The sequence below is a fragment of the Thalassospira sp. A3_1 genome (genome assembly GCF_017744215.1).
Classification (GTDB): domain Bacteria; phylum Pseudomonadota; class Alphaproteobacteria; order Rhodospirillales; family Thalassospiraceae; genus Thalassospira; species Thalassospira lucentensis_A.
In genome coordinates this window covers 1263548-1290033 of sequence record NZ_JAGHQQ010000002.1, presented here as the reverse complement: position 1 = coordinate 1290033, position 26486 = coordinate 1263548, and the positions used below count along the sequence as shown (strand labels likewise).

General features: G+C 56.5%; 22 protein-coding genes. 14 read left to right on the top strand and 8 right to left on the bottom strand.

Annotated features, from left to right (window positions below):
* Positions 1-46 precede the first annotated feature (46 nt).
* From J7395_RS13185 to J7395_RS13170, 4 genes are all read left to right on the top strand, one after another.
* Positions 47-1309 (top strand): glycerate kinase, encoded by a 1263-nt coding sequence (locus tag J7395_RS13185; protein WP_209221783.1) that lies wholly within the window; start codon positions 47-49, stop codon positions 1307-1309.
* Between the two features lie 403 nt (positions 1310-1712).
* Complete coding sequence (locus J7395_RS13180; RefSeq protein WP_209221782.1) at positions 1713-2684, top strand: XdhC/CoxI family protein; 972 nt, start codon at positions 1713-1715, stop codon at positions 2682-2684.
* 62 nt (positions 2685-2746) lie between these two features.
* Positions 2747-3199, top strand: coding sequence for a (2Fe-2S)-binding protein (locus J7395_RS13175; protein ID WP_085645632.1), 453 nt, complete (start codon positions 2747-2749; stop codon positions 3197-3199).
* Between the two features lie 3 nt (positions 3200-3202).
* Entirely contained in the window at positions 3203-5431 is a 2229-nt protein-coding gene (locus J7395_RS13170; protein WP_209221781.1) for a molybdopterin cofactor-binding domain-containing protein, read from the top strand.
* A 55-nt stretch (positions 5432-5486) separates the two neighbouring features.
* Here J7395_RS13170 and J7395_RS13165 read toward each other — a convergent pair whose 3' ends face one another.
* From J7395_RS13165 to gcvA, 3 genes are all read right to left on the bottom strand, one after another.
* The gene (locus J7395_RS13165) at positions 5487-6398 is read right to left on the bottom strand and encodes an AraC family transcriptional regulator (RefSeq protein WP_085645634.1); all 912 of its coding nucleotides are present in this window, start codon (positions 6396-6398) and stop codon (positions 5487-5489) included.
* A 243-nt stretch (positions 6399-6641) separates the two neighbouring features.
* The gene (gene otnI / locus J7395_RS13160) at positions 6642-7430 is read right to left on the bottom strand and encodes a 2-oxo-tetronate isomerase (protein ID WP_209221780.1); all 789 of its coding nucleotides are present in this window, start codon (positions 7428-7430) and stop codon (positions 6642-6644) included.
* A gap of 96 nt (positions 7431-7526) precedes the next feature.
* Positions 7527-8417, bottom strand: a complete 891-nt coding sequence (gcvA, locus tag J7395_RS13155) for a transcriptional regulator GcvA (RefSeq protein WP_209221779.1) — start codon at positions 8415-8417, stop codon at positions 7527-7529.
* A gap of 130 nt (positions 8418-8547) precedes the next feature.
* On the opposite strand from gcvA, the gene J7395_RS13150 reads away from it, so the two are divergent.
* Positions 8548-9249, top strand: a complete 702-nt coding sequence (locus tag J7395_RS13150) for an NAD(P)H-dependent oxidoreductase (RefSeq protein ID WP_209221776.1) — start codon at positions 8548-8550, stop codon at positions 9247-9249.
* Positions 9250-9266: 17 nt separating this feature from the next.
* Here J7395_RS13150 and J7395_RS13145 read toward each other — a convergent pair whose 3' ends face one another.
* Positions 9267-10625, bottom strand: coding sequence for an NAD(P)/FAD-dependent oxidoreductase (locus tag J7395_RS13145; RefSeq protein WP_247742116.1), 1359 nt, complete (start codon positions 10623-10625; stop codon positions 9267-9269).
* A gap of 187 nt (positions 10626-10812) precedes the next feature.
* Between J7395_RS13145 and J7395_RS13140 the strand changes: the two genes are divergently transcribed.
* The 3 genes from J7395_RS13140 to hemN all read left to right on the top strand — a co-directional run bounded on the left by J7395_RS13140 (position 10813) and on the right by hemN (position 13110).
* Positions 10813-11241, top strand: a complete 429-nt coding sequence (locus tag J7395_RS13140) for an HIT family protein (protein WP_209221774.1) — start codon at positions 10813-10815, stop codon at positions 11239-11241.
* Positions 11242-11305: 64 nt separating this feature from the next.
* Positions 11306-11662: a DUF3088 domain-containing protein gene (locus tag J7395_RS13135; protein WP_209221772.1), complete on the top strand. Its 357-nt coding sequence runs from the start codon at positions 11306-11308 to the stop codon at positions 11660-11662.
* 92 nt (positions 11663-11754) lie between these two features.
* Positions 11755-13110, top strand: coding sequence for an oxygen-independent coproporphyrinogen III oxidase (gene hemN, locus J7395_RS13130; RefSeq protein WP_209221770.1), 1356 nt, complete (start codon positions 11755-11757; stop codon positions 13108-13110).
* Between the two features lie 1070 nt (positions 13111-14180).
* On the opposite strand, the gene J7395_RS13125 is transcribed toward hemN, so the two are convergent.
* The 3 genes from J7395_RS13125 to J7395_RS13115 form a co-directional block, all read right to left on the bottom strand.
* A complete protein-coding gene (locus tag J7395_RS13125; RefSeq protein WP_209221768.1) occupies positions 14181-15005 on the bottom strand; it encodes an aldo/keto reductase in 825 nt (274 codons plus the stop codon).
* Between the two features lie 76 nt (positions 15006-15081).
* Positions 15082-16017 (bottom strand): DMT family transporter, encoded by a 936-nt coding sequence (locus tag J7395_RS13120; protein ID WP_247742115.1) that lies wholly within the window; start codon positions 16015-16017, stop codon positions 15082-15084.
* A gap of 117 nt (positions 16018-16134) precedes the next feature.
* Entirely contained in the window at positions 16135-17316 is a 1182-nt protein-coding gene (locus J7395_RS13115) for an MFS transporter (protein ID WP_209221764.1), read from the bottom strand.
* Positions 17317-17476: 160 nt separating this feature from the next.
* On the opposite strand from J7395_RS13115, the gene J7395_RS13110 reads away from it, so the two are divergent.
* Positions 17477-18400, top strand: a complete 924-nt coding sequence (locus J7395_RS13110) for a LysR family transcriptional regulator (RefSeq protein ID WP_209221762.1) — start codon at positions 17477-17479, stop codon at positions 18398-18400.
* A 13-nt stretch (positions 18401-18413) separates the two neighbouring features.
* On the opposite strand, the gene J7395_RS13105 is transcribed toward J7395_RS13110, so the two are convergent.
* Complete coding sequence (locus J7395_RS13105; RefSeq protein WP_209221760.1) at positions 18414-19409, bottom strand: mitochondrial fission ELM1 family protein; 996 nt, start codon at positions 19407-19409, stop codon at positions 18414-18416.
* A 205-nt stretch (positions 19410-19614) separates the two neighbouring features.
* On the opposite strand from J7395_RS13105, the gene J7395_RS13100 reads away from it, so the two are divergent.
* From J7395_RS13100 to J7395_RS13080, 5 genes are all read left to right on the top strand, one after another.
* Positions 19615-21654 (top strand): ATP-binding protein, encoded by a 2040-nt coding sequence (locus J7395_RS13100; RefSeq protein WP_209221758.1) that lies wholly within the window; start codon positions 19615-19617, stop codon positions 21652-21654.
* A 28-nt stretch (positions 21655-21682) separates the two neighbouring features.
* Positions 21683-23038 carry a sigma-54 dependent transcriptional regulator gene (locus J7395_RS13095; RefSeq protein WP_209221756.1) on the top strand — a complete coding sequence of 452 codons (1356 nt, stop codon included), beginning with the start codon at positions 21683-21685 and terminating at the stop codon, positions 23036-23038.
* Positions 23039-23448: 410 nt separating this feature from the next.
* Positions 23449-24444 (top strand): TRAP transporter substrate-binding protein, encoded by a 996-nt coding sequence (locus J7395_RS13090; protein ID WP_082824795.1) that lies wholly within the window; start codon positions 23449-23451, stop codon positions 24442-24444.
* A gap of 29 nt (positions 24445-24473) precedes the next feature.
* Positions 24474-25049: a TRAP transporter small permease gene (locus J7395_RS13085; RefSeq protein ID WP_062959017.1), complete on the top strand. Its 576-nt coding sequence runs from the start codon at positions 24474-24476 to the stop codon at positions 25047-25049.
* A gap of 19 nt (positions 25050-25068) precedes the next feature.
* The gene (locus J7395_RS13080; RefSeq protein ID WP_062952482.1) at positions 25069-26475 is read left to right on the top strand and encodes a TRAP transporter large permease subunit; all 1407 of its coding nucleotides are present in this window, start codon (positions 25069-25071) and stop codon (positions 26473-26475) included.
* Positions 26476-26486: the final 11 nt, after the last annotated feature.

The following is a 26486-nucleotide window of genomic DNA, read 5'->3' as shown; positions in this document are numbered from 1 at the left end:
ACAATTTCAAGAACGATAAAAATACGACCATTCAGGGAAACCAGACATGACGACATCGCGCGACACGCTTTTGCAGTTGATGGATGCCGCCCTTAAGGCCGCCGATCCTGCGGTCCAGATTCCGCGCAACCTGCCGACAAAGCCCAAGGGCAAAACCATCGTCATCGGTGCGGGCAAGGCATCGGCCAATATGGCGCAGGCGTTTGAAAAGGCATGGGATGGCGATATTTCCGGTCTGGTTGTCACCCGCTATGGTCATGCCGTCCCGTGCGAAAAAATCGAAATTGTCGAAGCCTCCCACCCGGTCCCCGATGCCGCCGGGCAAAAGGCCGCCCAGCGTATTCTTGATATCGTCAAATCCGCTGGTCCCGATGATCTGGTGGTCTGCATGATTTCGGGCGGCGGATCGGCCCTGTTGGCCCTGCCCGGTCCGGGCCTGACACTCGAAGACAAACAGGCAATCAGCAAGGCCCTGCTCCATAGCGGTGCGACCATTTCCGAAATGAACTGTGTGCGCAAACACCTGTCCGCGATCAAGGGTGGCAGGCTAGCCGCCGCCAGTGCACCCGCCCGCATGGTGACCTATCTGGTATCCGATGTCCCCGGCGACGATCCGGCGATCATCGCATCCGGTCCCACCGTTGCCGATCCGACAACCGGGCAGGATGCGCTTGATATCATCCGCCGCTACCGGATCGAAATCCCGCTGGCCGCGACCGAACTTTTGAATAACGACATCCATGAAACCGTCAAACCGGGCGACAAATGCTTTGACGGGCATGAAGTGATCATGCTGTCACGCCCGCAGGATAGCCTGGAGGCCGCAGCAAAGGTCGCCCGCGACCTTGGCATCAATCCGGTCATTCTGGGCGATGCCATCGAAGGCGAAGCCCGCGAGGTCGCCATCGTCCATGCCGGGATCGCCCATCAGGTCGCCCATCACGGCCAACCCGCCGCCAGACCCTGCGTGCTGCTATCGGGCGGTGAAACAACCGTCACGGTCCGCGCCAAGGGGGGCCGTGGTGGCCGCAACAGCGAATTTCTGCTCTCCCTCCTGATCCAGTTCCGCGATCACGAAGGGTTCAGCGCGCTTGCGATCGATACCGACGGCATTGACGGCAGCGAAGATAACGCCGGTGCCCTCATCGACCCGACAAGCTGGCAAAAGGCGATATCGGCCGGAATCGACCTTCGGGAATATCTGGCCAATAACGACGCCTATAGCGCGTTTGCCAAAATCGACGACCTCCTGATCACCGGCCCGACGCTGACCAACGTAAACGACTTCCGCGCCATCCTGATCGAATAACCGGGACCTGCACCCCCACCAACCCTGCTTTTACAATAGCTCGTTGTATCAGCAGGCATGCCCTTTCACGCCCGATAACATCGGGCGGCTCAACCGGCAATGATGTCCCGAACTGGTGGATGTTAACCGGTTCACCCTGTTTCATACGCTGGCGAACAAACTCCATACGCTGACTTATGGAAAGCTCTCCCAAGTCCGGACATAGTCTTTTTCATAGCAGAAAAGCCAAGCTGACAAGCTGCTACGTGTTGAAGAGATGCCTGAAGCCGGATTGCATCACGTCGAGTTGAACCGCGCTCTGACGGTCGTGATCCCGAACAAGGCTGCGTTGTCCGGGTGATATCTATCAAGTCCCCCAACTGTCACCCGGACAGCATTCCTTTGTGGGAAGCAAGAGCAAGCCATGAGCAATCAACTTTCCGCTTTACTGGCCCTATGGCGACAGCACAGGGACGAAACCGAATGGGTCCTCGGTACCGTTTATCGTACCGAAGGCTCCGCCTACAGCAAAGCCGGGACAATGATGCTGATAAATGGAAAAGGTCAGCAATTCGGGCTGCTCAGTGGTGGCTGTATTCAGGCCGACATTGCCCGGAATGCCCGCAAGGCAATCGTCACCGGCCAAACTGTCATGCTTGTCTACGATGGCAGTGACGAGGACGATTTGTCTTTCAGGCTCGGTATCGGATGTGGCGGCACGGTCTATATAATGCTCCAGCCCGTCACACCCGCCAATGACCTTGACCTAAGCAGCCTTCACACAGCACTTTCCCTACGTCAAAGCGGTTTCTACCGGCAGAAAATCGGCGACGTGATCAGTCGCTTCGAACCGGACCATGTATCCGGGCAGTCGGCGTCGTGGATTGAAAATCACGAAGATGGCGACTGGTTGGTGACGCCGGTTTTACCAGAACCTCACATACTGGTTGTTGGTGGCGGTGTCGATGCTCGCCCGGTGGTGAATATCGCTCTGGAAATGGGATGGCAGGTAACACTTGTTGATCCTCGTAGCGCCAATGCGCGACGTGAACATTTTCCGCCTGCTTCCAATATCCTTCGAACCATTGATCACAGTCTCGCAACCTATGTGCAGGACAAGAGGATCGAAGCCGCCATCCTGATGGCACACAGTGTCACCATTGATGCTCGGGCACTCGCAATTCTGAGCCATGCACCACTTCGTTATCTGGCTGCACTCGGCCCAAGGCACCGCTTTGCCGATATCCTTCAGCACGCAGGCATTCGTACCAGTGATCTGCCGTTCACAGTAGCAAGCCCCGCCGGACTGCCTATTGGCGGACGCCTTCCCGAAAGCATCGCTCTTTCGATACTGGCAGGCGTGCACTCAGCCCTTTTTGCCAGTCATTCGACCTGAACTGGCAGTTTTTCTACCGGCAGCCTTATCGCAGATAGCCAACCCTCATAAAGGAATAAACCATGACAGCGTTTAAGCTAAATGGACGTGCAGTAGATGTCGATGCAGCACCAGATACGCCACTGCTATGGGTCATACGTGAACACCTTAAACTTACGGGCACCAAGTTCGGTTGCGGTGTAGCACAATGCGGCGCATGCACGGTTCATATTGACGGGGAAGCAACACGTTCCTGCGTCACCTGGCTTGAAGACGTGGAAGGCAGCGAAGTCACCACCATCGAGGGCCTGTCGCCGGATGCCAGTCATCCGCTACAGAAGGCCTGGATCGCCGAGCAGGTCCCACAATGCGGTTACTGTCAGTCAGGACAGATCATGCAGGCAGCAACCCTCCTTGAAAACACCCCCAACCCCACCCGCGAGGAAATCATCGAACATATGGATGGCAATATCTGCCGCTGTGGCACGTATGTCCGGATCATTGCCGCCATCCAGCGCGCCGCAAAGGAGGTTTGAAAAATGACCAGAACAACAGAACCGGTAAACCTTCGCTGCCGGGCGATCTCGCGGCGCAGCTTTCTGATTTCAGCAGGCAGCGTCGGTGTCGCGGTTGCCTTCGGTAGTCTGCCGGGTCAGGCATTTGGTGCGATGATGGCGTCGTCGGTCGAAGGCAGTTATCTTCCGAATGCCTGGGTGTCCATTTCGACTGACGGGACCGTTACGATCATGTCTCCCGCCTCCGAGATGGGGCAAGGCATCATGACAACGCTGCCGCTCCTGATCGCCGAGGAAATGGATGCCAATTGGGATGATGTGAAAATTGTGCAAGCGCCCTCTGACGCTGAAACATTCGGGAACCCGGGTTTTTACGGCGTTCAATTGACAGGTGGCAGCGAATCCACGCGCGGATATTTTACCCCGTTACGATTGATCGGTGCGCAAACACGCCAGGTAATATTGGCAAGCTGTGCAACCCTTTTGAACGTCCCGCAAAGCGAGCTTTCCACCGAACCCGGCAGGGTCGTACACTCGCTCTCGGGCCACTCCCTTGGGTTTGGTGATATCGCTGCGAAGGGTGTTCTTCCCGATATCCTGCCACAGGTCACCGAAGCGGACCTCAAGACACCGGAACAGTGGCGCTATATTGGCAGGCGCGATATCCCGCGCATCGATGTCCCGGCAAAAGTCAATGGAAGCGGAATATATGGTATCGATGTCCAGCTTCCGGACATGCTCTATGGCGCGGTATTGCGACCACCAGTACAGGGTGAAAAGCCGGAAACCATTGATGACGAAGCGGCACGGGCGGTACCGGGTATCACACATATCGTTCCGCTATCCTATGGTGTCGGGATTATTGGTGAAACGGTCGAGGCGACAAAGCGCGCAAAGGACCTTTTGCAGGTAAGCTGGACCACATCATCAAGGGTGCGAAACTACACAAGCGACCAGCTACTCGAACAGTATCGCAAGGTGGGGAATGACCTGTCTCAGGCGGGTGTTGAAGCCCATGCGCAAGGCGATACCGAAACCGCCATACGCAATGCCACAACCGTGATCAAGGTCGATTACATGAGCGACCTTATCTATCACGCAACGATGGAACCGATGAATGCCACAGCTCAGGTTACCGGCGACACCGTGGAAGTCTGGGCTCCGACACAAGGCCCGACAGGCACCCAACGCTTTGCCGCCAATGTCATCGGCACAACGCCTGACAAGGTCAAAGTGAACACCACTCTGCTTGGTGGCGGGTTTGGCCGCAAGGCAGAAGCAGACTTCATTATCGACGCGGTGTCATTGGCCAAGGAATCCGGGGGACGGCCAGTCAAAGTCATCTGGAGCCGCGAAGACGATGTGAGACATGACAAGTTTCGCCCTCTTGAAGCACAACATATTCAGGTCGGACTTGACGCTGATGGCAATATTACCGGTTGGCGGCACAGAATTGTTGCCGACTCTATTTTCGCTCGCACAATGCCCGAATTATTCAAAGACATGGGTGGTCACGACGATGTCGTAACCGAAGGCGCACATTTCAATTATGCCGTTCCCGCGCACCGGATCGATTATATCCGTCAGGATAATGGTCTGGACATCGGTTTCTGGTTCGCTGTCGGGGTCGGCTACACCCGGTTCGGCATCGAATGCGTCATTGACGAAATCGCTGCTGTCAAAGGCAGTGATCCCGTGGAACTGAGACTAGAGCTTCTAAAGGATCAGCCCCGCGCCAGAAACGTCATCGAAACCGTTGCCCGTATGGCGGACTGGGACCGCCCCCGCGATGATCGCGCACTGGGCATTGCCTATGCTGATGCGTTCGGTTCACATTGCGCCCAAGTGGCCGAAGTATCTCTCAACCGGAAAACAGGCGAAATCCGGGTGCACAAGGTCTGGTGTGCGATTGATACCGGCGTCGCGGTCCAGCCACGCCATCTTGAGGGAATGATGATCGTCGGCATAACGAACGGCGTAAGCCAGACATTGTTCGAGCAGATAAACATCGTCGACGGCGAAGTACAGGAAGGAAACTTCGACACCTACAGGGTCATACGCATGTCGGATGCTCCGGAAATCGAGGTCTCTGTTGTGCCGACACCGGGCAGCCCGGTCGGCGGCGCAGGTCAGGCAGGCCTTCCGCCCGTCGGTCCCGCGATTGCCAATGCAGTCGCCCGGCTAACCGGTGGTGTCAGGCTTCGGCATTATCCGTTCCTTCCTGAACGGGTACTGGAAGCATTGAACGCCTGATGATCCGGCGATTTTTCTTGCATCATCAAGCCGCCTGCACAACGCAGGCGGCTATTTATTTGCCAACACCATATTGTCGTGGCGAACAGCCCATGACCCTTTTGAACGCCGTGCTGAATGCACTTTCAGCTTCGTAACCGACCGATAGCGCGATGACGGAAACCGGCTCATTGGAAGTTTCAAGTTGATCGACAGCCAGAAGCATACGCCAGCGCGTAAGATACTCGATCGGAGTTTCCCCAACCTTCTCCCTGAATCTCTGCGCAAAGATTGAACGCGACATTCCGGCATACTCGGCTAATTCCTGCAGCGTCCAACGTCGCGCCGGGCTTTCATGCATCGCCTGAATTGCCTGCGCCAGTCGTTTATCGGCAAGGGCTGAAAACCATCCCACATCACCGGAATCAACCATTTCCGTCAAATACAGCCGCAACGCCTGCACCAGCATCATATGCGCAAGATGCTGCGCAATCAAAGAACCTCCCGGCTCTCTCTGACGCAGTTCCTCCATCATCCGCTCGACAGACCATCGCAAAGCTTCTCGTTCTGACTTTTTACGAATATGGACAATAGGCGGCAGCATTTTCATAAGAAGCGGCGCGCCGCCGCCGCTTACGCCGAAACGACTACCCGCAAGAAAAAAATCGCCGCCGCCGTTATAGGTAACGACACCACCATCCCGTGCTGGCGGGAAAATCGTACTGGCACAAACCGATGGCACCGACATCTCGCTTGCAAGACGGAAAGGTTTACCACTCGGCAACACAAAACAGTCGCCTTCCTGCAGACGCACGGGATCAGAAACACCCTCTACAGAAAGCCACCCGTTTCCGGAAATGACCGAGTAACATTTTATGCGGTCCTGCTGGCCGGAAAACTGTATCGACCAGTCCCCACCCGCATCAAAGCCTGCGGATACATAACTGCGCGGCTTCAGAAGCGCCAAAACGTCCGAAAGTGGATCCATAAGACATTCCTCAAAATTTAATGACAGTCCGCCTCTGAATGCTTTTGGCGTTCACGCTGGGGTCAACGAATTTTACTCTGACGTTATCTTCATATTTCGGCGTGGAAATTATGGCACTTGCTCGGAATTCTCCATGCTGCAACGTCCAGATTCCTGTCGAGAACGTCCGAACCCGGCAATTATCCTGCTATCAGATACAAGTTGAAAACATCCGTTCTTCTGCGTCCAAAGGCCACCGAGAACCTATGAGGCCGCAGGCATCCACGGGCGGATCCAGTCAAGACCGGCATCGGTATTGCCATGCGGCTTGTATTCGCAGCCGATCCAGCCGTCATAACCGACCCGGTCCAGCATATAGAACAGGAACGGGTAATTAAGCTCGCCGCTATCGGGTTCGTGCCGCCCTGGCACACCGGCAATCTGGATATGGGCGGTTTTGTCCAGATGCTTGTCCAGACGGGCCGCGATATTCCCGCCGACAATCTGCGCATGGTAAATATCGAATTGCAGCGCCAGATTGGGATGATCAAGCTGATCAAGGATCATGGCGGCCTGTTCGACGGAATTAAGCAGATAACCCGGCATATCAATCGGATTGATCGGCTCGATCAGGATTTTGACCCCGGCCTGTTCGGCCAGATCGGCGGCATAAAGCAGATTGTCGCAATAAAGCCGCGCCAGTTCCCCGGCATCTTCGCCCTTGCCCATCAGGCCCGCCATGCAATGCAGCATGCCGCACCCGGTCGCGGCCGCGTAATCAAGCGCCCTGACCACGGAATCGCGAAACGCATCCTCGCGCCCCGGTCGGCAGGCAAGCCCGCGCTCGCCCTTTTCCCAATCGCCGGTCGGCATATTGAACAAAACATGTTCAAGCCCATTGTCACTCAGTAGCGATTTGACGCTTGCCATCGGCATGTCATAGGCGCCGACATATTCGACCCCGCCAAACCCGGCCGCTGCCGCCGCCGCGAAACGTTTTTCAAACGGCAGATCGGCAAACAGGAATGAAAGATTGGCGCTGAAACGGGGCATTGGACACCTGATCGAAGCATGGGTTCGGGTCGTCATGGTTTCGCATCACCGCCGCCGCGTCAATGCCAAAGCAGGACGGCATCCCGGACACCTTCATCACACGGCACCATCTTTGGCAATTTCGTCCGCAAGCCACGCACCGAATGCCTCGATTTCCTTGATATTGGCACTCTTGCCGGTATGGATCAGATGATAATGATGCCCTTCCATCACCGGGCCGAATGGCTGCACCAGAAGCCCTGCGGCGATTTCCGAACGCACCATTTCCGAACTGGCCAGAACAACACCCTGGCCTGCGATGGCCGCCTGAATGGCATGGGTATCGTCACTGAAACTAAGCCCGCTTGATAAATCGACATCATCCAACCCGGCCCGCTTGCACCACCTCGCCCAGATCGGCGTCGCCTCGTCCGGGCGCAACCATTCCAGATGCAAAAAGGTCTGTCCGCGCAGGTCGTTGGGCTGCTGGATATTCAGCATCGGGCTGCACACCGGCGCGAACCGGTCGGCAAACAGGGTTTGCACCACCATGCCCGCAAAAGGCCCCCGTCCATATCGAACCGCGGCATCGGCCATCCCCGAATTAAGGTCAACCACCTCGGCCGAAGTATGCAGCCGCAAATGGATATCGGGATGTGCTGCCTGAAAACCGCCAAGGCGCGGCAACAGCCATTTGGCCGCAAACGACGCCAACACCGATACCGTCAGGCTGCGCTGTTGCTTGCGCGCTTTGACCCGATCAATGGCAACGGCAAAACCGGCAAAGCCATCGCGCAATGTGGGATAAAGTTCCTGCCCGGCGGCGGTCAGTGTCACCTGCCTTGGCTTGCGGTCAAACAATCGCACACCAAGCGTTTCTTCAAGCAATCGCACCTGATGGCTGATCGCGGTCGGTGTTACGGCAAGTTCGGACGCCGCCCGCTTGAAACTAAGGTGTCGGGCGGCGGCTTCAAAGGCGCGCAGGGTCGCAAGCGGGGGCAAGGGCATATGGATGAACTCAATTCATCTATTGGCTGAGATATTCGATTTTGATCAAAACCTGTATCCAAGTCAAATATTGGGTAACGCAAATCGAAACAGATGAACAAAGATCATCATTACAGATCAAAGGTGCCCCATGACAACCATCCTTCATATCGACAGCAGTGCGCGCCCCGGCCGATCCGACACCCGCGCCCATGGCTCCCACTCGCGCCGCCTTAGCGCCAAATTCATCGAACAATGGCGCGCCACCCGCCCGGATGACGAAATCATCTATCGCGATGTCGGCGCCAATCCCCCCAATCCGGTGACCGGTGACTGGGTTCATGCGGCCTTCACCAAACCGGCCCAGCGCGAAGACTGGATGCATCAGGTTCTGGCCGAAAGCGACGAACTGCTTGCCGAATTGCTGCGTGCCGATGTGATTGTTGCCGGGGTGCCGATGTATAATTTCGGCATGCCCGCCCAGATGAAGGCATGGATCGAAAACATCGTCCGCGTCGGCGTCACCTTCGGCTTTGACCGGTCGCGCGATGGCGAACCATATTGGCCGATGCTGACCGGTGGCAAATCGGTGGTGGTCTTATCCTCGCGCGGTGATTTCGGATATGATCCGGGTGGACGTGTTGCCCATCTTAACCATGTCGAAGGCGGCGTCTTTGCCCCGCTGGAATATATCGGCATCACCGATCAATACAGCACCGCCATCGAATATGACGAATTCGGCGATGAACGCACAAAAAAATCCATCGCCGATGCCGAGGCAAAGGTTACCGACATCGTCATGCAACTACAGGCACGTCACACGCAGGTGTCCGATATCGCCATGACGGCATGAAAAGCCTGATGGCCCCATCACCGGGGAATGGATCGCCCCCTCATTCCCCCGGTGGTGTTCTTGTCGTTTTTCTGCACCGGGCTTGATGCTGCGCTTTGGGCGGGGCTTGCCTGATCCGATACCTCGCCCGACATCAGCCCGGTGATCAGGCGCGCGCCTTTTTTACGGAACAGATAACTCCAGACCCACTGCACCATCACAAGGGCCGGCGCGCGCAGACCGATCAGGAAATAGATATGCGCAAGCCCCCAGAACCACCACGCCAGCCAGCCGCGCAGCTTCAACCCGTTCAGGTCAATCACCGCCCGATGGCGGCCAATCGTCGCCAGATTTCCGGCATGGCGATAGGCAAATGGCGGCGTTTCACGGCTTGCCATATGATCAAGAATACGCCCGCCAACATATTTGCCCTGTTGCTTGGCTGCTGGCGCAATCCCCGGCACCGTCATGCCATCGCGCCACGGCACATGCGCCGCATCACCGATGACAAAAACATCCTCATAACCCGGCACCGAAAGGTCGGTATTGACCATAACCCGGCCACCCCGATCACATTCCCGCCCGGTCCAGTCGGCCAGATGATCAACCCGGACCCCCGCACCCCAAATCACATTGGCGCTCGGAATAAACTCATCGCCAATCTGCGCACCCATCGCGGTAATGTCGGAAACCTGTTGATTGACCCGGACCTCGACCCCGATTTTTTCAAGGGATTTGCGGGTATATTCCGATAGATCCTCCGGGAATGCGCCCAGCAATCTGGGGCCGCCTTCGGCAAGGATGATGCGTGCATCGCGCGGATCGATCCGGCGAAAATCATGGGATAATGCCTGCTTGGCAAGCTCGGCAATCGCCCCGGCCATCTCAACCCCGGTCGGCCCGCCGCCAACCACAACAAAGTTCAGCAACCGACGGCGTTCTTCCGCATCCTCGCTGTTTTCCGCACGCTCAAACGCCAGAAGCAGGCTTTTGCGGATATCGGTCGCCTCGGTAATGTTTTTAAGGCCCGGTGCGACCATCGCCCAGTGATCATTCCCGAAATAGGATGTCACCGCCCCGGTCGCGATCACCAGATAATCATATGAAAGGTCGCGATCCCCCGCGATGATCCGCCGCCCCGGCAAATCAAGCCCGGTGACCTCGCCCATGAAGACGGAAACATTGGGATAACGGCTGAAAATACTGCGGATCGGCCAGGCGATTTCGGCCGGTGACAGGTCGGCGGTCGCCACCTGATACAACAGCGGCTGAAACAGATGATGATTGCGTTTGTCGATCAGGATGACATCAACATCATCCTTGCCCGCAAGTTTCTTGGCGGCACTCATGCCCCCGAAACCCGCGCCAACAATTACCACCCGTTTTCTGTCCGTCATGCCGGTCATGCTCCTGTCATGCATTTGTCCGACCCCGGTTCTAGCTAGTCAGGAACGGGGTTATTTGCAAGTTATTCAAAAAGAACAATCGGATGGACAATTTTGTCCCTTACCGGAACGCGCGACAAGCTGATGCGTTCCGATTATAAGGATCACATAGTTCACCAAGCCCCAAAAGAGGCCCGCTATGACCGACGAATTCGCCCTTCATCCGCAACTTGCCGCCGATACCGATCTCGTCACCGACGGGCCGCTATCGCACGTGCTGCTGATGAATGACGCCCGCTATCCCTGGCTGATTTTGGTCCCCAAACGCGCCAATCTGGTCGATTATGACGACCTGAGCGCTGATGAACGCAAATTGCTGGGCGATGAATGCGCCGCTGTTTCAGCAACACTGAAACGTCGCTTCGACGCACATAAAACCAATGTCGCGATGCTGGGCAACATGGTTCCGCAACTGCATTGCCACGTCGTCGCCCGGTTCAAAAATGATGCCGCTTGGCCCGGCCCGATCTGGGGTGTCGGCAAGGCCGAACCTTATGACGAGGAAACCGGCAATGAACGGCTGGCGATCCTGCGCGCTGATCTGATTTCGGCTTTCAAGCATCTTTAATCACTGTCTTCCGGTAAAATCAGTTTACCCCCTCATCGATGCCCATTCTCCAAGGAGAACGTCATTGGAAACTCTTCCGCGCGACACACTTTTTCTTTTAAAACCGGGCTTCACCGACCCGGCTTACCCCGGAACGGATTTTTACTGTTGGCACTGCACATTGATTGATGGCGTTCTCAACGCCTTTCCTGATCTTGCATCAAATCTTGATGTGCGCCATATCGCGTGGCCCCGCCCAAGAATGGATGTCATTGAATTACTGGGCGAGGATCACCAATCCATGCCGGTCATGATCCTTAAGACCGGCACCACCTCGCCCCTTCAAACCGGTTTCATCAATGATCATGCTTTTATCGACAACAAGGATGCTATTCTAACCGCCCTGACTGAAAGACATGGTTTCCCTGCACCGCACCCTTGAAACGCGGCGTCTTCCCTCCTTGACGCATATCAAGGAAGATGAATTTGGAATAATGCAAAAGACGGACAGAACGAATTTTCGGGATGTCCGTCATGCAACTCGCCCTTTACGAAAAATACGATCTGCGTCTGCCGCGCTATACCAGCTATCCGACCGCACCGCATTTCAGCGCATCGGTGAATGGCAAGGTTTTCGAAAGCTGGCTGGGTGACCTTGATCCCGCACAACCCTTATCGCTTTATCTGCATATTCCGTGGTGCCGGGAAATGTGCTGGTTCTGCGGCTGCAACACCAAAATCACCAAACAATATGACCCGGTCGGCAATTTTGTTGTCGCCCTTCGGGCTGAAATCGCAAGCCTGCTGTCAAAGCTTGACCCCGCCCATCGTTTCAAGGTTTCGCACATTCATTTTGGCGGCGGCAGCCCGACGGCACTGAAACCCGAAGACCTGCGCGCGATCATGGCCGACCTGACGGACCGCATCGATATTCTTGACGATGCCGAAGTCGCCCTTGAAATGGATCCGCGCACGGCCACACCGGAATTTATCGATGCCATGGCCGATTGCGGTTTTACCCGTGCCAGCATCGGCATTCAGGATTTCAACCCGTTTGTGCAACGTGCGGTCAACCGCGTGCAATCGTTTGAGCTGGTCGAAGATGTCATTGCCCGTCTGCGTGCGCACAGGATTTCAGGCATCAATGTCGATCTGATGTATGGCCTGCCGTTCCAGACCGTGGATAGCATCATCGAAACCGTCGATCAGACGGTCACGCTCAATCCCGACCGCCTGTCGGTATTCGGTTATGCCCATGTGCCATGGATGAAAAAGCACCAGAACCTGATCCCGACCGAAGCCCTGCCCGACACCGCTGCACGCTGGGCCCAGTACGAGGCCATCCAGACCCGGCTGACCTCGCATGGTTACAGCGCCATCGGCCTTGACCATTTTGCCCGCGATGACGACGCCATGGCCATCGCGCAGAAAAGCGGCCTTTTGCACCGGAACTTTCAGGGCTACACCACCGACCGCGCCGAAGCATTGATCGGCTTTGGCCCCTCGGCCATTTCATCCCTGCCGCAGGGCTATGCCCAGAATGACCCGGCCCTTGCCCGCTGGCAACGCGCGGTCGAGGCGGGCGAATGCGGCATTGAAAAGGGCATTGCGGTCAGCAACGAGGACCGCATCCGGCGCGATATCATCAATGAACTGATGTGCAACCTGACGGTCGACGTCGCCGCCATCTGCGCCGATCACGGCATTTCAGCAGACCGCTTCACCTGGGAGATCGAGCGGGTCCGCGCCATGACACAGGATGGCATTGTCGAAGTTAACGGCACACACATCACCCTTACCGAAAGCGGCCGACCGCTCGTCCGTGCGGTGTGTGCGGCGTTCGACACCTATCTGGATCACGCCCACGGGCGGCATTCACAGGCGGTCTAAGCCACAAAAGGGCCGGAGAACCCGGCCCTCAGACCGCTGACAAAGCCCTCCCGATCCGATTGTCATTCCCAACCTGATCGTCATTCCCGCGAAGGCGGGAATCCAGTCTCTTTCAATCGGGCATGGATTCCGGGTCTGCGCTCTGCTCTGCCCGGAATGACGATTTTGATCCATCGACACGCCAATCCAGCCAACCAGCCCTGCTGCCCCTCGACATCACCAAACGCCACCGACCGGGTGGGCTGGAAGGACAGGACAGGACGGAACGGAACGGAACGGAACTGAACCGGATTGAACCACACCGACCTCGCCTCAATCCCCGGCTGTCCCGAACAAGCACCTCGGGCTCTCGATGGACACCGCAAACGCACCTCGCCCCAAAGCAGGAACGCTGTCGCATGGCAGGCACAAATCCCGCCATCGACGACCGGCCTTTCGGCATCTCCGAATGCACCAGCGGCACCAGCGGCCCCATCGCCAGGCCAAGCTAGCCAATTCAGGCAGCCGATCCAGTGCAGACGCAATTCGGGCCTGCTGATCCTCGGCATTGCCAGACTTCACCGACCGGACTGGCCCCGGACTGAACTGGACCGGACCAACTTCGCCTCGCCCCGGTTCTCGCTGCCCCGAACAGAGGCCCTTGCCCCAAGGGCACAACTCTCCCGTCATGACAAATCACAGTTTTTCGTAAATTTCCCGCAGCCTTACGGCCCGGACGCACCACCGCCGTAATGGCTTTTCCATGCGCCAGTGATGCTCCTTTGGCGATACCGCCGTCGTCCTTTCAGACGATCAGATCGCTGCTCCATCATCATCCCATTCCTGTCCTTGCCGCCCGAAACGCAAAAAACCCGCAAAAGCGAATCACGCTTTGCGGGTTTTGTCTCCGGACCCATTTGTCCTGTTGACTTTATCTTTATGCCACAAGATAAAGAACAAATCAAGAACAATTTTCCAGAAAACCGGAAAAAGTTCCCGACGAAAATTCACCTCGATATAAAAGGTATATTTCTCAATACCTTAATCAAGTAAATCAGCTTCGCCGGCCCTGTCGCTTCCTGAAAGCAGGATCAGTCCCAATCAGGTGCCAACCCGTCGGGGCTGACGATCCGGCCGTTTTTATCGGCCAGACCATGAATGGCCTGCATTTCCTCGCCGCTCAGTTCGAAATCAAAGATGTCGAAGTTTTCCGCAACCCGGCTTTCGGTTGCGGTTTTCGAAAGGGCGATGACGTCATTCTGCTGCAACAACCAGCGCAGAACAACCTGTGCGACCGATCTGTCATGCGATTTGGCGATCTCGCCAAGCTGCTCATTCTCCAGCACCTTGCCATCGGCCATCGCATAATAGGCGGTCAGCGCCATGCCATGCTTGCGCGCGCCATCCATGACCTTGGTCTGATCAATGAAGGGATGATATTCGACCTGATTGGTCACAAGCGGCGCATCCGACAGGGCAACGGCCTCGTCCATCAGGGCAATGTTGAAATTGCTCACCCCGATATGGCGCACCTTGCCTGCCTGCTTGACCTCGTTTAACGCGCCAATCTGATCGGCAAGCGACACATCATTGTTCGGCCAATGCAAAAGCAGCAGATCGACATAATCGGTTTTAAGCTTTTCAAGGCTTTCATCGACCGACTTGATAAAGGCATCATGCTTGTAATTGCTGACCCAGACCTTGGTGGTCAGGAAGATGTCCTTGCGCGGAACACCGCTATCAAGGATCGCCTGCCCGACGGCAGCTTCATTGTCGTAAATCTGGGCCGTATCGATATGGCGAAAGCCGGTCTGGATCGCCTTGGGAACGATACGCAGAACGTCGGCTTCGGGCATGCGAAACGTGCCAAAGCCAAGGGCGGGAATCACCGCACCATTTGCAGATACATCAAACATCTGAATTCCTCATTGGAAATGTCGCGACTGTCTTCGCAACGGCTGCCAAACCCGAAGGTTCCGATAATTCCGGCACTCAGGCCGATTTGCGCACCGTCAGGATGACAATCCCGGTAATCACGACCAACCCGCCCAGCATCTGGGCCGGGCTGATCATCTGTTCCAGCACCACCCAGCCAAACAGCAGGGTGGCAATCGGTTCCATATTCATCACCGGCGCATTGCGCGCCATATTCAGCCGCGGCACCGAGATAAACAGGACGGAAAAGGCACCACCATAAAGCAGTACCAATGCACCAAGCCCGAACCAGCCCGGTGTTGCGGATGGCAATGCCATCCCGCCCGGCACCAGTTCGGCAAAACCGGCAATGATCATCGATGCAAACACGATCACCATGGTGAACATGCTGCGCACCGATCCGCGCAATGCCGATAATTTGTGATCGGTCACCCAAAGGGCGACGGCAAAAGACGTTGCCGCCCCCAGCGCAAAACCAATCCCCTGCCACCAGTTCGCACCAACATCACCATCCATTGCCAGAACACCTGGCACATCAAGTGCTAAAACAAGCCCCGACAGGATGAACAGCATCAGGGCCGCCGATTTGAGCGTCGGCCTTGCCCCGCCCAACGCCCAGGTCAGCAACGCCAGAATGATCGGGAAACTGTTGGCCGTCAGAAGGGCAAGTGCGACCGGAATGCGCGCCACCGCCGAATACAGGCACAGGCTTTGGATCGTGACCAGAAGCCCCAGCAGCAATTGCCATCTGCGCGTCCCGGCCGGAAGCCGGATCGTCTGGCGTTGCCAGATCACAAGCGTAATCAGGATCGCCAATGCCACACCCGACCGGCACAGGATCGCCAGAAGCAACCCGGTACCGTTTTCAAACGCCAGCCTTGCCGCCACATGGTTCCCGGCAAAGGAACAGGCAACAACAACAAGGATCAGAACCGCAATCTGGCGGGGGAAATGTGCGGGAACGGCAGCAGGCAGCGCAGTCGATAAGGACATATCAAAACCGGTTTTGTGGGGCGAACAATCAGAAAACGCCAGAAAGACCATTAAAACAAGCCTTTCCGGCAAAGGGTGCCACATCCGGTGCACAGGACGTGGCAACCCCGATATCGGTTATGCGGTCTGAAGGACGTTATCGGACCGGCGATCCAGCGCACCGCTGATCATGGTCAGACCAACCGCAAACGCGACCAGAAGGGCCGCAACCCACGGCGTTGCCGACAGGCCAAGCGACGAGGAAACAACAATCCCGCCAACCCACGCCCCGATCGCAATGCCAAGGTTAAAGGCCGCAATGTTAAGCGCCGATGCAACATCTACCCCGCCCGGCCGGTGCAGCTTTGCCAGTTGCACGACATAAAGCTGAAGCCCCGGAACATTGGCAAATTGCAGAAAACCAAGGGCGGCCAGCGTGATAACCGCAAGGATCGGCGAGACGGCGGTAAAGGTAAAGATCACAAGTGTGACGGCCTGCAAGGCAAACAGGATGGTCAGTGCCCGGACCGGGTTCCGGTCCGCAACACGCCCACCGGCAAGGTTGCCAACCGCAATCGCAAGCCCATAGAACACAAGGATCAGACTGACACTGGACTCACTGAACCCGGTAATATCCTGAAGCACGGCAGACAGATAGGTGAAGGTGACAAACGTGCCGCCATAACCAAACGCGGTCATGCCAAACACCAGCAACAACCGCCCACTGCCAAGCACGCGCACCTGATCAATCAGGCGTGCGGGCTCCGCCCGGCTAAGGTTCGAGGGCAGCAAAGCCGCAATCCCGACAAAGGCAATCACACCAAGAAGCGAAACACCCCAGAAAGTCGCACGCCATCCCAGCATCTGACCGATGAAAGTTCCCAGCGGCACGCCGGTTACAATCGCAACCGTCAGCCCCATGAACATCATGGCAATCGCTGATGCCCGGCGGTTTTCCGGCACCAGATCGGCGGCAATCGTCGCCCCGATGGAGAAGAAAACACCATGCGCAAAGGCCGAAATCACCCGCGCAACCAGAAGCATTTCATAGGTCGGACTAAGTGCGGCGGCACTGTTGCCGACCACAAACAAAGCCATCAAACCCAGCATCAGGGTCTTGCGATGCATCCGCCCGGTCAGGGCGGTTAAAACCGGTGCACCGAATGTAACGCCAAGGGCATAGACACTGACAATCAACCCGGCCATCGGCAGGGTCACCGAAAGATCGTTTGCCACGGTCGGCAAAAGGCCGACGACGACAAACTCCGTCGTGCCGATCGCATAGGCCGCGATCGTCAACGCAAATAAAGCAAGCGGCATTTCAATTCTCCGTCCCGCGCGCCATGCGACTGCGGGCGCAAATGGTTGGTGGGGCATCCAGCCCCCTTCATTGCCGCCCACTATGCCGATGGAATGCTTGCACGATAATCCGGATTGCGCGACAAATGCTTTTGAATTGAATTCAAAGCCGGAGGATCAGTTGGATAATCGCGCAGGGGAAATGGAAGTCTTCATCCGGGTTGCGGAACTCAGAAGCTTTTCCGAAGCCGGGCGAAAACTGCATCTGTCACCATCGGCTGTCAGCAAGCTGGTGACAAGGATCGAGGACCGGCTGGCAACCCGGCTTCTGGTGCGGTCCACACGCGGATTGCAACTGACCCCCGAAGGCGAAATGTATCTGGTCCGCGCCCAGCGTGTTCTCGATGAAATTGATGATGCCGAACGTGCCGTCGCCAGCGGCGGCAAGGCCGCCCCGCGTGGCCGATTGCGCGTCAATGCATCCATCGCGTTTGGTGTGATGTATGTTCAGCCGCTGATCCCGGCCTTTCTTGAACGCTATCCCGAAGTCGAACTGGATTTTTCCCTGACCGACGGGATCATTGATTTGCTTGAAGAACGGGCCGATATCGCCATCCGGTCCGGATCATTGCCCGACTCATCACTAAAGGCCCGCAAACTGGTCGAAAGCAGCCGCACCATCGTGGCATCACCGGAATATATTGCCAAACGCGGCCTGCCCCGCCACCCGGATGATCTCGTGGATCATAACTGCCTGCGATTTAACTTTCCCGTCCCGATGAGTGAATGGCCGTTCATCAATCCCAAAACCGGGGAACGGATTGGCCGGACGATCACCGGAAACTTCCAGTGCGACAGCGGCGCGGCCATGCGCCGCCTTTGCCTTTCGGGGCTGGGCATGGCGCGGCTTGGCCGGTTCCATGTCCAGGGTGATCTCAAGGCCGGAACGCTGGTTGAAATCCTGCCGGACTGGAACCCGAACGAAGAACAGCTGATCCATGCGATCTTTGCCGGGCATGAACATCTTGCCGCGCGCATCCGGGCCTTCATCGATTTTCTGGTTAATCATATCGACCCGTACGGAAACGGCATCCGAATTCCGTAACGATTAAAGCGGCTTAAGAAACCGGCGCGCTCAGCAATTCAAGGCAACGCTGTGCCACCATGCGGGCCGGTTGCAGGGACGGATGTTTGAACGGTACGATTTCGGTATTTGGCAACAACGGTCGGGCATAATCACCATCATACAATGCCTGATGCAAAAGCTGATGGCGCGGGTTTGCGATACCGTCAGGGGCATAGATATAAACCCCGCCTGGTGCGGCGGCGGCCTCGCAACACATTGAAACCGAGTCACCCGTAACAATCAGGATATCCGCCAGCGCCAGATAGCCGAAATACGGATTTTCCGCCTTCGCGTTCCAGTCATGCAGGTGATAGGGCACACCAGATGCGCTCAGCATTTCTGCAATGATCGCCTCGTTTTCCTGCCCGGTGCGGCGACTGGTCGTGACAAGCAGGCTGCCATCAATCGCCTTTGTGGCATCAATCGCCCGCCCGGCCAGTTCACGCGCCATGCTGGCTGTGAAAACCGTGGCCTTGGTGCTGCCGCCAATGATCAGGGCGATATGTGGCTTTGGCAGTCCCTTGAAATGCGGGCGCCAGGTATCGGCTTCGATCAGAAGGCGCGTTTCGGTCACGCGATGCGGGGCACCGGGAATTTCCAGAACATTGTCACGTGCCGCCATCCGGTCATGGGCGGGAACGGCAATCAGGTCGAACGCCCCCTCGCCCCCGTCCGGACGCATGATCTGGCAAATCCGTGTATGGCCGTTGCTTTGCTTTTTGATCCAGCGCGCAATCGGTGCGGTCCGCCGCCCTGCGGCAATCACCAGATCGGGCCAGGGCGCGACAAGACGCGCGCGCGACGCGATATCCACCCCCAAAAGGCTGGCGCGGCGGATAACATTGGGCAGGCGCGCCAGATTGGTATAACCGATATCGATCCGCTTGAAGGGCTGGGCCAGTGCTTCTGCCACGCCGACGGCCTGATTGACGTTTCCGGCGCGATCATCGGCCAGAACCCAGATCAGGTGTGCATCATCATCGGTCATTCAGGGTCGCATCCTTGTCGGACTATTGATTTCCCGTGCAGGCAGGAAGTGCTGGGTCAACGCGGGCACCGGTCACTTTCTGATTGGTACAGACAGTCCGCACTTTTATCAAGCACCTGACGCGCACAGCCTTTTTCGGCTATGCTTTGTTACCAATATGTCATCATAATACATCGGCATAATCTGAAAAACGGTCCGACGGGAAATGCTCAAGACATCAATATCCGCAAAGCGAAGCGCACGGCTGGTTTTGGCCGGCATGCTGATATTGCTGCCTGTTACCGTCTGGCTGACCACGGAACTGTGGCGCGAAACCCGTCTTGTCGAAATCACCGAAGACGGTCGCAACAAGCTGGAACTTTACCGTTCCAACCTTCAGGGCGCGATCAAGGAACACGAATATCTTCCTATCACGCTTGCCAGTGACAAACGCATCATCGACCTTGCCCTGCATTCCAGCCCGTCAGACGCGGCCGAGGTCAATGTCTATCTGGAAAAACTCGCCGCCGACAGCGGTGCATCCGACATCTATTTCATGGATCGCAACGGGACGACAATTGCAGCCAGCAACTGGAACAGCGACGCATCCTTTGTCGGGCGTAATTTCGCGTTTCGCCCCTATTTCAAACAGGCCGAAGCCGGACTGACCGGTCACTATTTTGCATTTGGCATCACATCGAATGTGCCGGGCTACTACATATCGCATCCGGTGCGCCCGAACGGCACGGAATTCGAAGGTGTAATGGTGGTGAAAACCCATCTGGAAACGCTGGTGCAACGCTGGGCACGTGGGAATGAAAACGTTCTGGTGACCGACGAAAACGGCATTGTCATCATTACATCCCGCCCCGAATGGCGGTTCCGCGATCTGATTGGCATCTCCCCCGAAGACCGCCCGGAATTAATGCTGTCGCGCAAATACGGTGAATATCCCCTGGACCCAATGCCGGTTCACCAGGGCGAATGGCCCGGCAATGACGGGATCGGCATCCTGTCCCTTGCCCCGGCACAGATCATAACGCCCGAAGCCCTGCAATCAGGCCAGCCCGCCACCACAAATGCAGAGACGGAAGCCACGGAAAAAGCCCCAAAAGATGCCAAACCCTATCTGGTAATCCGAAGCCCCCTGCCCAAACAGGGCTGGAACATTTACCTGCTGACCGACAAGGCGGTTCTGGATCAGTCGATCCTGACCGCCGGTTTCATTGGCGGGGCGATGCATATCATCATCATGGGAACGATATTTGTTCTGCTGCAACGCCGCCGCGCGATGCTTGAACAAATCGAAATTCGTGACTGGTCGCAACGCGAATTGGAACGTCAGGTACGGCTTCGCACCGCCGACCTCATGAGCACCAACCTGCGCCTTGCCGAGGAAATCAGCGAACGCCGCCGGACAGAGGACGCGCTGCGTACCGCACAGGCAGAACTGGTACAGGCAGGCAAGCTTGCCGCCCTTGGCCAGATGTCGGCCGGGATCGCACACGAAATCAATCAGCCGCTGACCGCCATTCGAAGCTATGCCGAAAATGCGTTGAAATTCATTGCGCGCGGCAATGATGAAACCGCCAGTCGCAATCTGGGCCGGATTTCCGAACTGACCGAACGCATGGGCCGGATCACCAACCATCTGAAAACTTTTGCCCGCCGCCCCAAACACGACACGCACCCCGTTGCTCTTGCTGGTCCACTTGAAAAGGCGATTGACCTTTTGCGCGAAACCGGGCGGGCCGGACTGGCCGATATCCGGTATCAGGCAGCTGAAAACATCGCACTGGTGACCGCCGGGGAAAACCAGCTCGAACAGGTTTTCCTCAATATCCTGAGCAACGCCGCCGATGCCTGCCGGGATGAGGAATTCCCGCAGATCAGCATTATGCTGGAAGAAAAGGATGGCCGCGTTCTGGTCGCGATTACCGATAACGGCCCCGGTATCCTGCCCGAAAACCTGCCCAAACTGTTCGATCCCTTCTTCACCACCAAGCCGTTTGGCGACGGGTTGGGGCTTGGGCTTTCGATCTGTTATGGCATCATGCGCAGCTTTGGCGGCACGATACGTGCGGAAAACCGCCCGACGGGCGGGGCCTGTTTCACAATTGAATTGCGATGTGTTGAACAGATGACCGGGCATGACGGCACATCAACCTCGACGTCATCGCCGATGCCTGATACAACATCCGCCCAAATCGCCGAAACAGAAGGCATGGAAACGGATCTGCTGGTACATCGTATGATCGCCCCATGATCCGGAACGGATTAAAAGGGGAAGGCATTTGAACAACTCGGCCCATTGCGTTCTGTTTGTCGATGACGACGAAGATGTGCGGGAAGCCGCACAGCAAACGCTGGAGCTTGCCGACATCCCTGTCGAATGCCACAGCGACGCCGGTTCGGCGCTGGAACGTGTTCGCCGCGGCTGGCCCGGAATCCTGATTACCGATATCCGCATGCCACGCATGGATGGCATGGAATTGCTGTCCCAGATCCGTAAAATCGAACCGGAAATGCCGGTGATCCTTGTCACCGGGCATGGCGACGTTGCCACCGCGGTGCGCGCCATGCGCGAAGGCGCGTTTGATTTCATCGAGAAGCCCTTCGATCCGGACCATTTCATCGATGTCGCACGCCGGGCCATGGCCCATCGGCAGTTGGTTCTTGAAAACAGGACGCTCAAGGCTGAACTGGCCCGCCACAGCAAGGAAGTATCGGGCCTGATCGGGCGCACGCCTGCCATGGAAAAGCTGCGCACGTTGATTGGCAATATCGCCGCGACCGATGCCCATGTCCTGATCAATGGTGAAACCGGTGCCGGCAAGGAAGTCGTTGCGCGCACCCTGCACGAGGCATCCGGTCGCCCCGGGCAGTTTGTCGCGGTCAATTGCGGCGCGATGCCTGAAAACCTGATTGAATCCGAACTTTTCGGCCACGAAGCAGGTGCCTTTACCGGGGCTGAAAACAAGCGCATCGGCAAATTCGAATTTGCCGACAAGGGCACCATGTTCCTGGATGAAATCGAAAGCATGCCGTTGTCCTTGCAGGTCAAGCTGCTGCGTGTGCTGCAGGAACGCGCGCTGGAACGATTGGGATCGAACAAGTTGCAACCGATTGATTTGCGCGTGGTTGCCGCGACCAAGGTTGACCTGCGCGAGGCATCATCACGCGGGGCATTCCGCGAAGATTTGTATTACCGCCTGAATGTCGTGCAACTTCATATCCCGCCATTGCGTGATCGAAAGGATGACATCCCCCTTCTGTTCCAGCATTTCATGAAAGAGGCGCAAGGAAGGTTCGGGCGGGAATTTGCGCCGCTAAACGGCACCGAAATCGCCCGTCTGACCGCGCATGACTGGCCGGGGAATGTCCGCGAATTGCGCAATGCCGCTGAACGCCGGGTGCTGGGCCTTGATCCGTTTGCCGGTGACAGCGCACAGACAATCGAAAATGTCCTGTCCCTGCCCCAACAGGTCGAAGCCTTTGAAAAAGGCGTGATTTGCGAGGCACTTCGCCAGCATGGCGGCCATGTCACGGCAACGGTCAATGCGCTGGGTGTCCCGCGCAAAACCTTCTATGACAAACTTGCCAAATACGGCATCGTCCCGGCTGAATTCCGCAATAAATCGGACGGCTGACACCACTTGGCAATGTGCCCTTAGGCGTCGATCATGGCTGACCAACGTCACCGTCCGGGAACCGCTTTTCCGGACGGTTTTGGTATTGGTCCTACCAATGGCAGACCCTGATTGCGCCCAAAATCCCGTAATCGATAAAAAAATTGCATTTTCAACTTGAGATATTGTGCGGAAGACCGCACATTGCGAAAGAGGGATGTGCGGGAAAGATAACAAAAATAAGAACTTACGCTGCACCGCACCATCGTGAAATACACCGCAAACCGCTGATATTACTTATCGTAATGGCAGATATGCAGAACTGGCCCGGCAATTGCAGTATTGCACCCCAGCGCCAGACGGCGACCTGAACGACGCCGAGAACTGGCGCGCTACTGGGAAAACGCACAAAGCTTATAGGGAGACTATTGATGCGTCCGATTACCAAAAAACTTCTCGCAACCAGCGTTGCAATGGCAGCCGTTCTTGGCATGACCAGCGCAGCATCCGCACAGGTTGTTGTCAAATACGCTCACGTGGTTGCCCCGAACACCCCGAAGGGTCAGGGCGCTGAGTTCTTCAAAAAGCGTGCTGAAGAAATCCTTGGTGACAAGGTTAAAGTCGAAATTTATCCGAACTCGCAGTTGTTCGATGACGACAAGGTTCTGCCGGCAATGCTCCGCGGTGACGTTCAGCTTGCTGCACCGTCGCTTGCGAAATTCGGCAAATGGACCTCGAAGCTCGGCCTGTTCGATCTTCCGTTCCTGTTCAACGACATGGAAGCTGTTGAATGCTTCCAGAAAGGTGAAAAAGGCCAGGAGCTTCTGCTTTCGATGGCTGACAAGGGCCTCACCGGTCTTGGTTACTGGCACAACGGCCTGAAACAGCTTTCGGCCAACAAGCCGCTTTTGACCCCGGCTGATGCCGCTGGCCTGAAATTCCGTATTCAGAGCTCGGACGTTCTTGCTGCCCAGTTCGAAGCTGTTGATGCCGTCCCGCAGAAAATGGCATTCGCCGAAACCTATTCGGCACTTCAGACCGGCGTTGTTGATGGTCAGGAAAACACCTGGTCGAACATCTATTCCCAGAAGTTCTTCGAAGTTCAGGATTACATCACTGAATCCAACCACGGTCTGCTCGACTATCTGGTCGTGACCTCGACCAAATGGTGGGACGGTCTTGATCCGGAAATCCAGGCTGGCCTGAAACAGGCCATGGACGAAGCAACCGAATACTCGAACGGTCTGTCGGGCAAACTGGCCGACGAACAGCGCCAGCTGATCGTTGACTCGGGCGAAACCGAAATCGTCAAACCGTCTCCTGACGATGTCAAAGCATGGCGCGAAGCCATGAAGCCTGTCTGGGCTCAGTTCGAAGGTGATATTGGTGCCGATCTGATCGAAGCCGCCGCCGCCTGCAACAAGTAATTCCTCGAACCTAGAGGACCGTTACCGCTATGATTAAAACGGTCGTTGACCGGCTGGAGGAGGGCATTATTGCCCTCCTTCTCGCCGCTATGACGGTACTGACTTTCGTCAATGTCGTTCTTCGTTACGGCTTCAATTCCGGTATGACCTGGTCGATGGAAATCACCGAATTTCTGTTTGCCTGGCTTGTGCTTTTCGGCATGTCTTATGGCGTCAAGGTCGGATCCCATATCGGGGTCGATGCCCTTGTGCAGCTGTTTGCAAAACCCGCCCAGCGCATCACCGGTATCTTTGTTGCCCTGGTCTGCATGACCTATGCCGCGCTCATTCTTTATGGCGGTTGGGAAAGCATGACCTTCTATCACATGATCGGTATCGAGGCCGAAGATTCCCCGATCCCGATGTGGGTGGTCTATCTGATCCTGCCGCTTGGCGGTGCGTTACTGCTGTTCCGTCTCGGACAGGTTCTGTGGCGTATTCTTTCGGGTCAGCAAAACGGATTCTCGCTTGCAGACGAGGCACGCGAGGCGATCGAAACCATTGGCGAGGGCGATGAAGCCGAAGCCATGGCCGACGGCATGGTCCGTCGCGACAACGATAAATGATCGCGGGGGAACGCCTTAAATGACAATCGCATATCTGTTCATCACGCTGTTTGCGTTGATGGCGCTTGGCACCCCGATCGGCGTGGCGCTGGGCCTGTCATCCATCACCACCATCCTGTTCTTCGGATCGGACTCGCTTGCGACCCTGATCGAAAAACTGTTCAACGGGATGGAACATTACACCCTTCTGGCCATTCCGTTCTTCATCCTTGCCTCGACCTTCCTGTCGACCGGCGGGGTGGCACGTCGTCTGATCCGCTTTGCGGTCGATACGGTTGGCTGGTTCCATGGCGGTCTTGCCATGGCGTCCGTCCTTGCCTGTATGCTGTTTGCCGCCGTTTCTGGTTCCAGCCCGGCTACGGTTGTTGCCATTGGTTCGGTGGTGATCGCCGGCATGATCAAATCGGGGTATCCGCGCAACTTTGCCGCCGGTGTGATCTGTAACGCCGGTACGCTTGGCATTCTGATCCCGCCATCCATCGTGATGGTGGTCTATGCCGCGGCAACCCAGGTGTCGGTCGGCCGCATGTTCCTGGCCGGTGTCATTCCCGGCCTGATTGCCGGTCTGATGCTGATGGCGGTGATCTATGTTGTCGCCCGGATCAAAAAGCTGCCCAAACAGGATCGTCCGAGCGCTTCGGAATGGTTTGAAGGCCTGTTTTCCGCATCCGGTGGCCTGCTTCTGGTGGTTGTGATCATGGGTGGTATCTATGGCGGGATCTTTACCCCGACCGAAGCCGCAGCCGTCGCATCCGTCTATGCCCTGCTGGTCGCTATCGTGTTTTATCGCGATATGGGCCCGATCAAGGGTGTTGCCTGGGTTCCGGAAAAAGGCATGGGTGTGGGCGCTATCATTGGCTACAACCTGCCTAAAATCGGCAAGGCCATCGCGCTGATCCCGTTCGACAAGGATATCCGCCACGTGTTGCTGGAGTCCGGCAAAGTGACCATCATGCTGATGTTCATCATTGCCAACGCCATGCTGTTTGCCCATGTGCTGACATCCGAACGCATTCCGCACACCATTGCTGAAACCATCATCAACTGGGGTCTAGAACCTTGGGCCTTCCTGATCGTGGTCAACATCATCCTGTTGATCGCGGGCAACTTCATGGAACCTTCGGCCATCCTTCTGATCATGGCACCGATCCTGTTCCCGATTGCGATGAAGCTTGGTATCGATCCGATCCATCTGGGCATCATCATGGTTGTGAACATGGAAATCGGCCTTATCACGCCGCCGGTCGGGCTTAACCTGTTCGTGACGTCGGGTATCACCGGCATGTCGCTGGTTCAGGTGGTTCGTGCAGCCCTGCCTTGGCTGATGATCCTTCTGGTATTCCTGATCATCGTGACATACATACCGGCAATTTCGACATGGCTTCCGACCATGCTGATGGGCCCGGAAAAGGTCATGAACTATTAGATCAGGCGAGA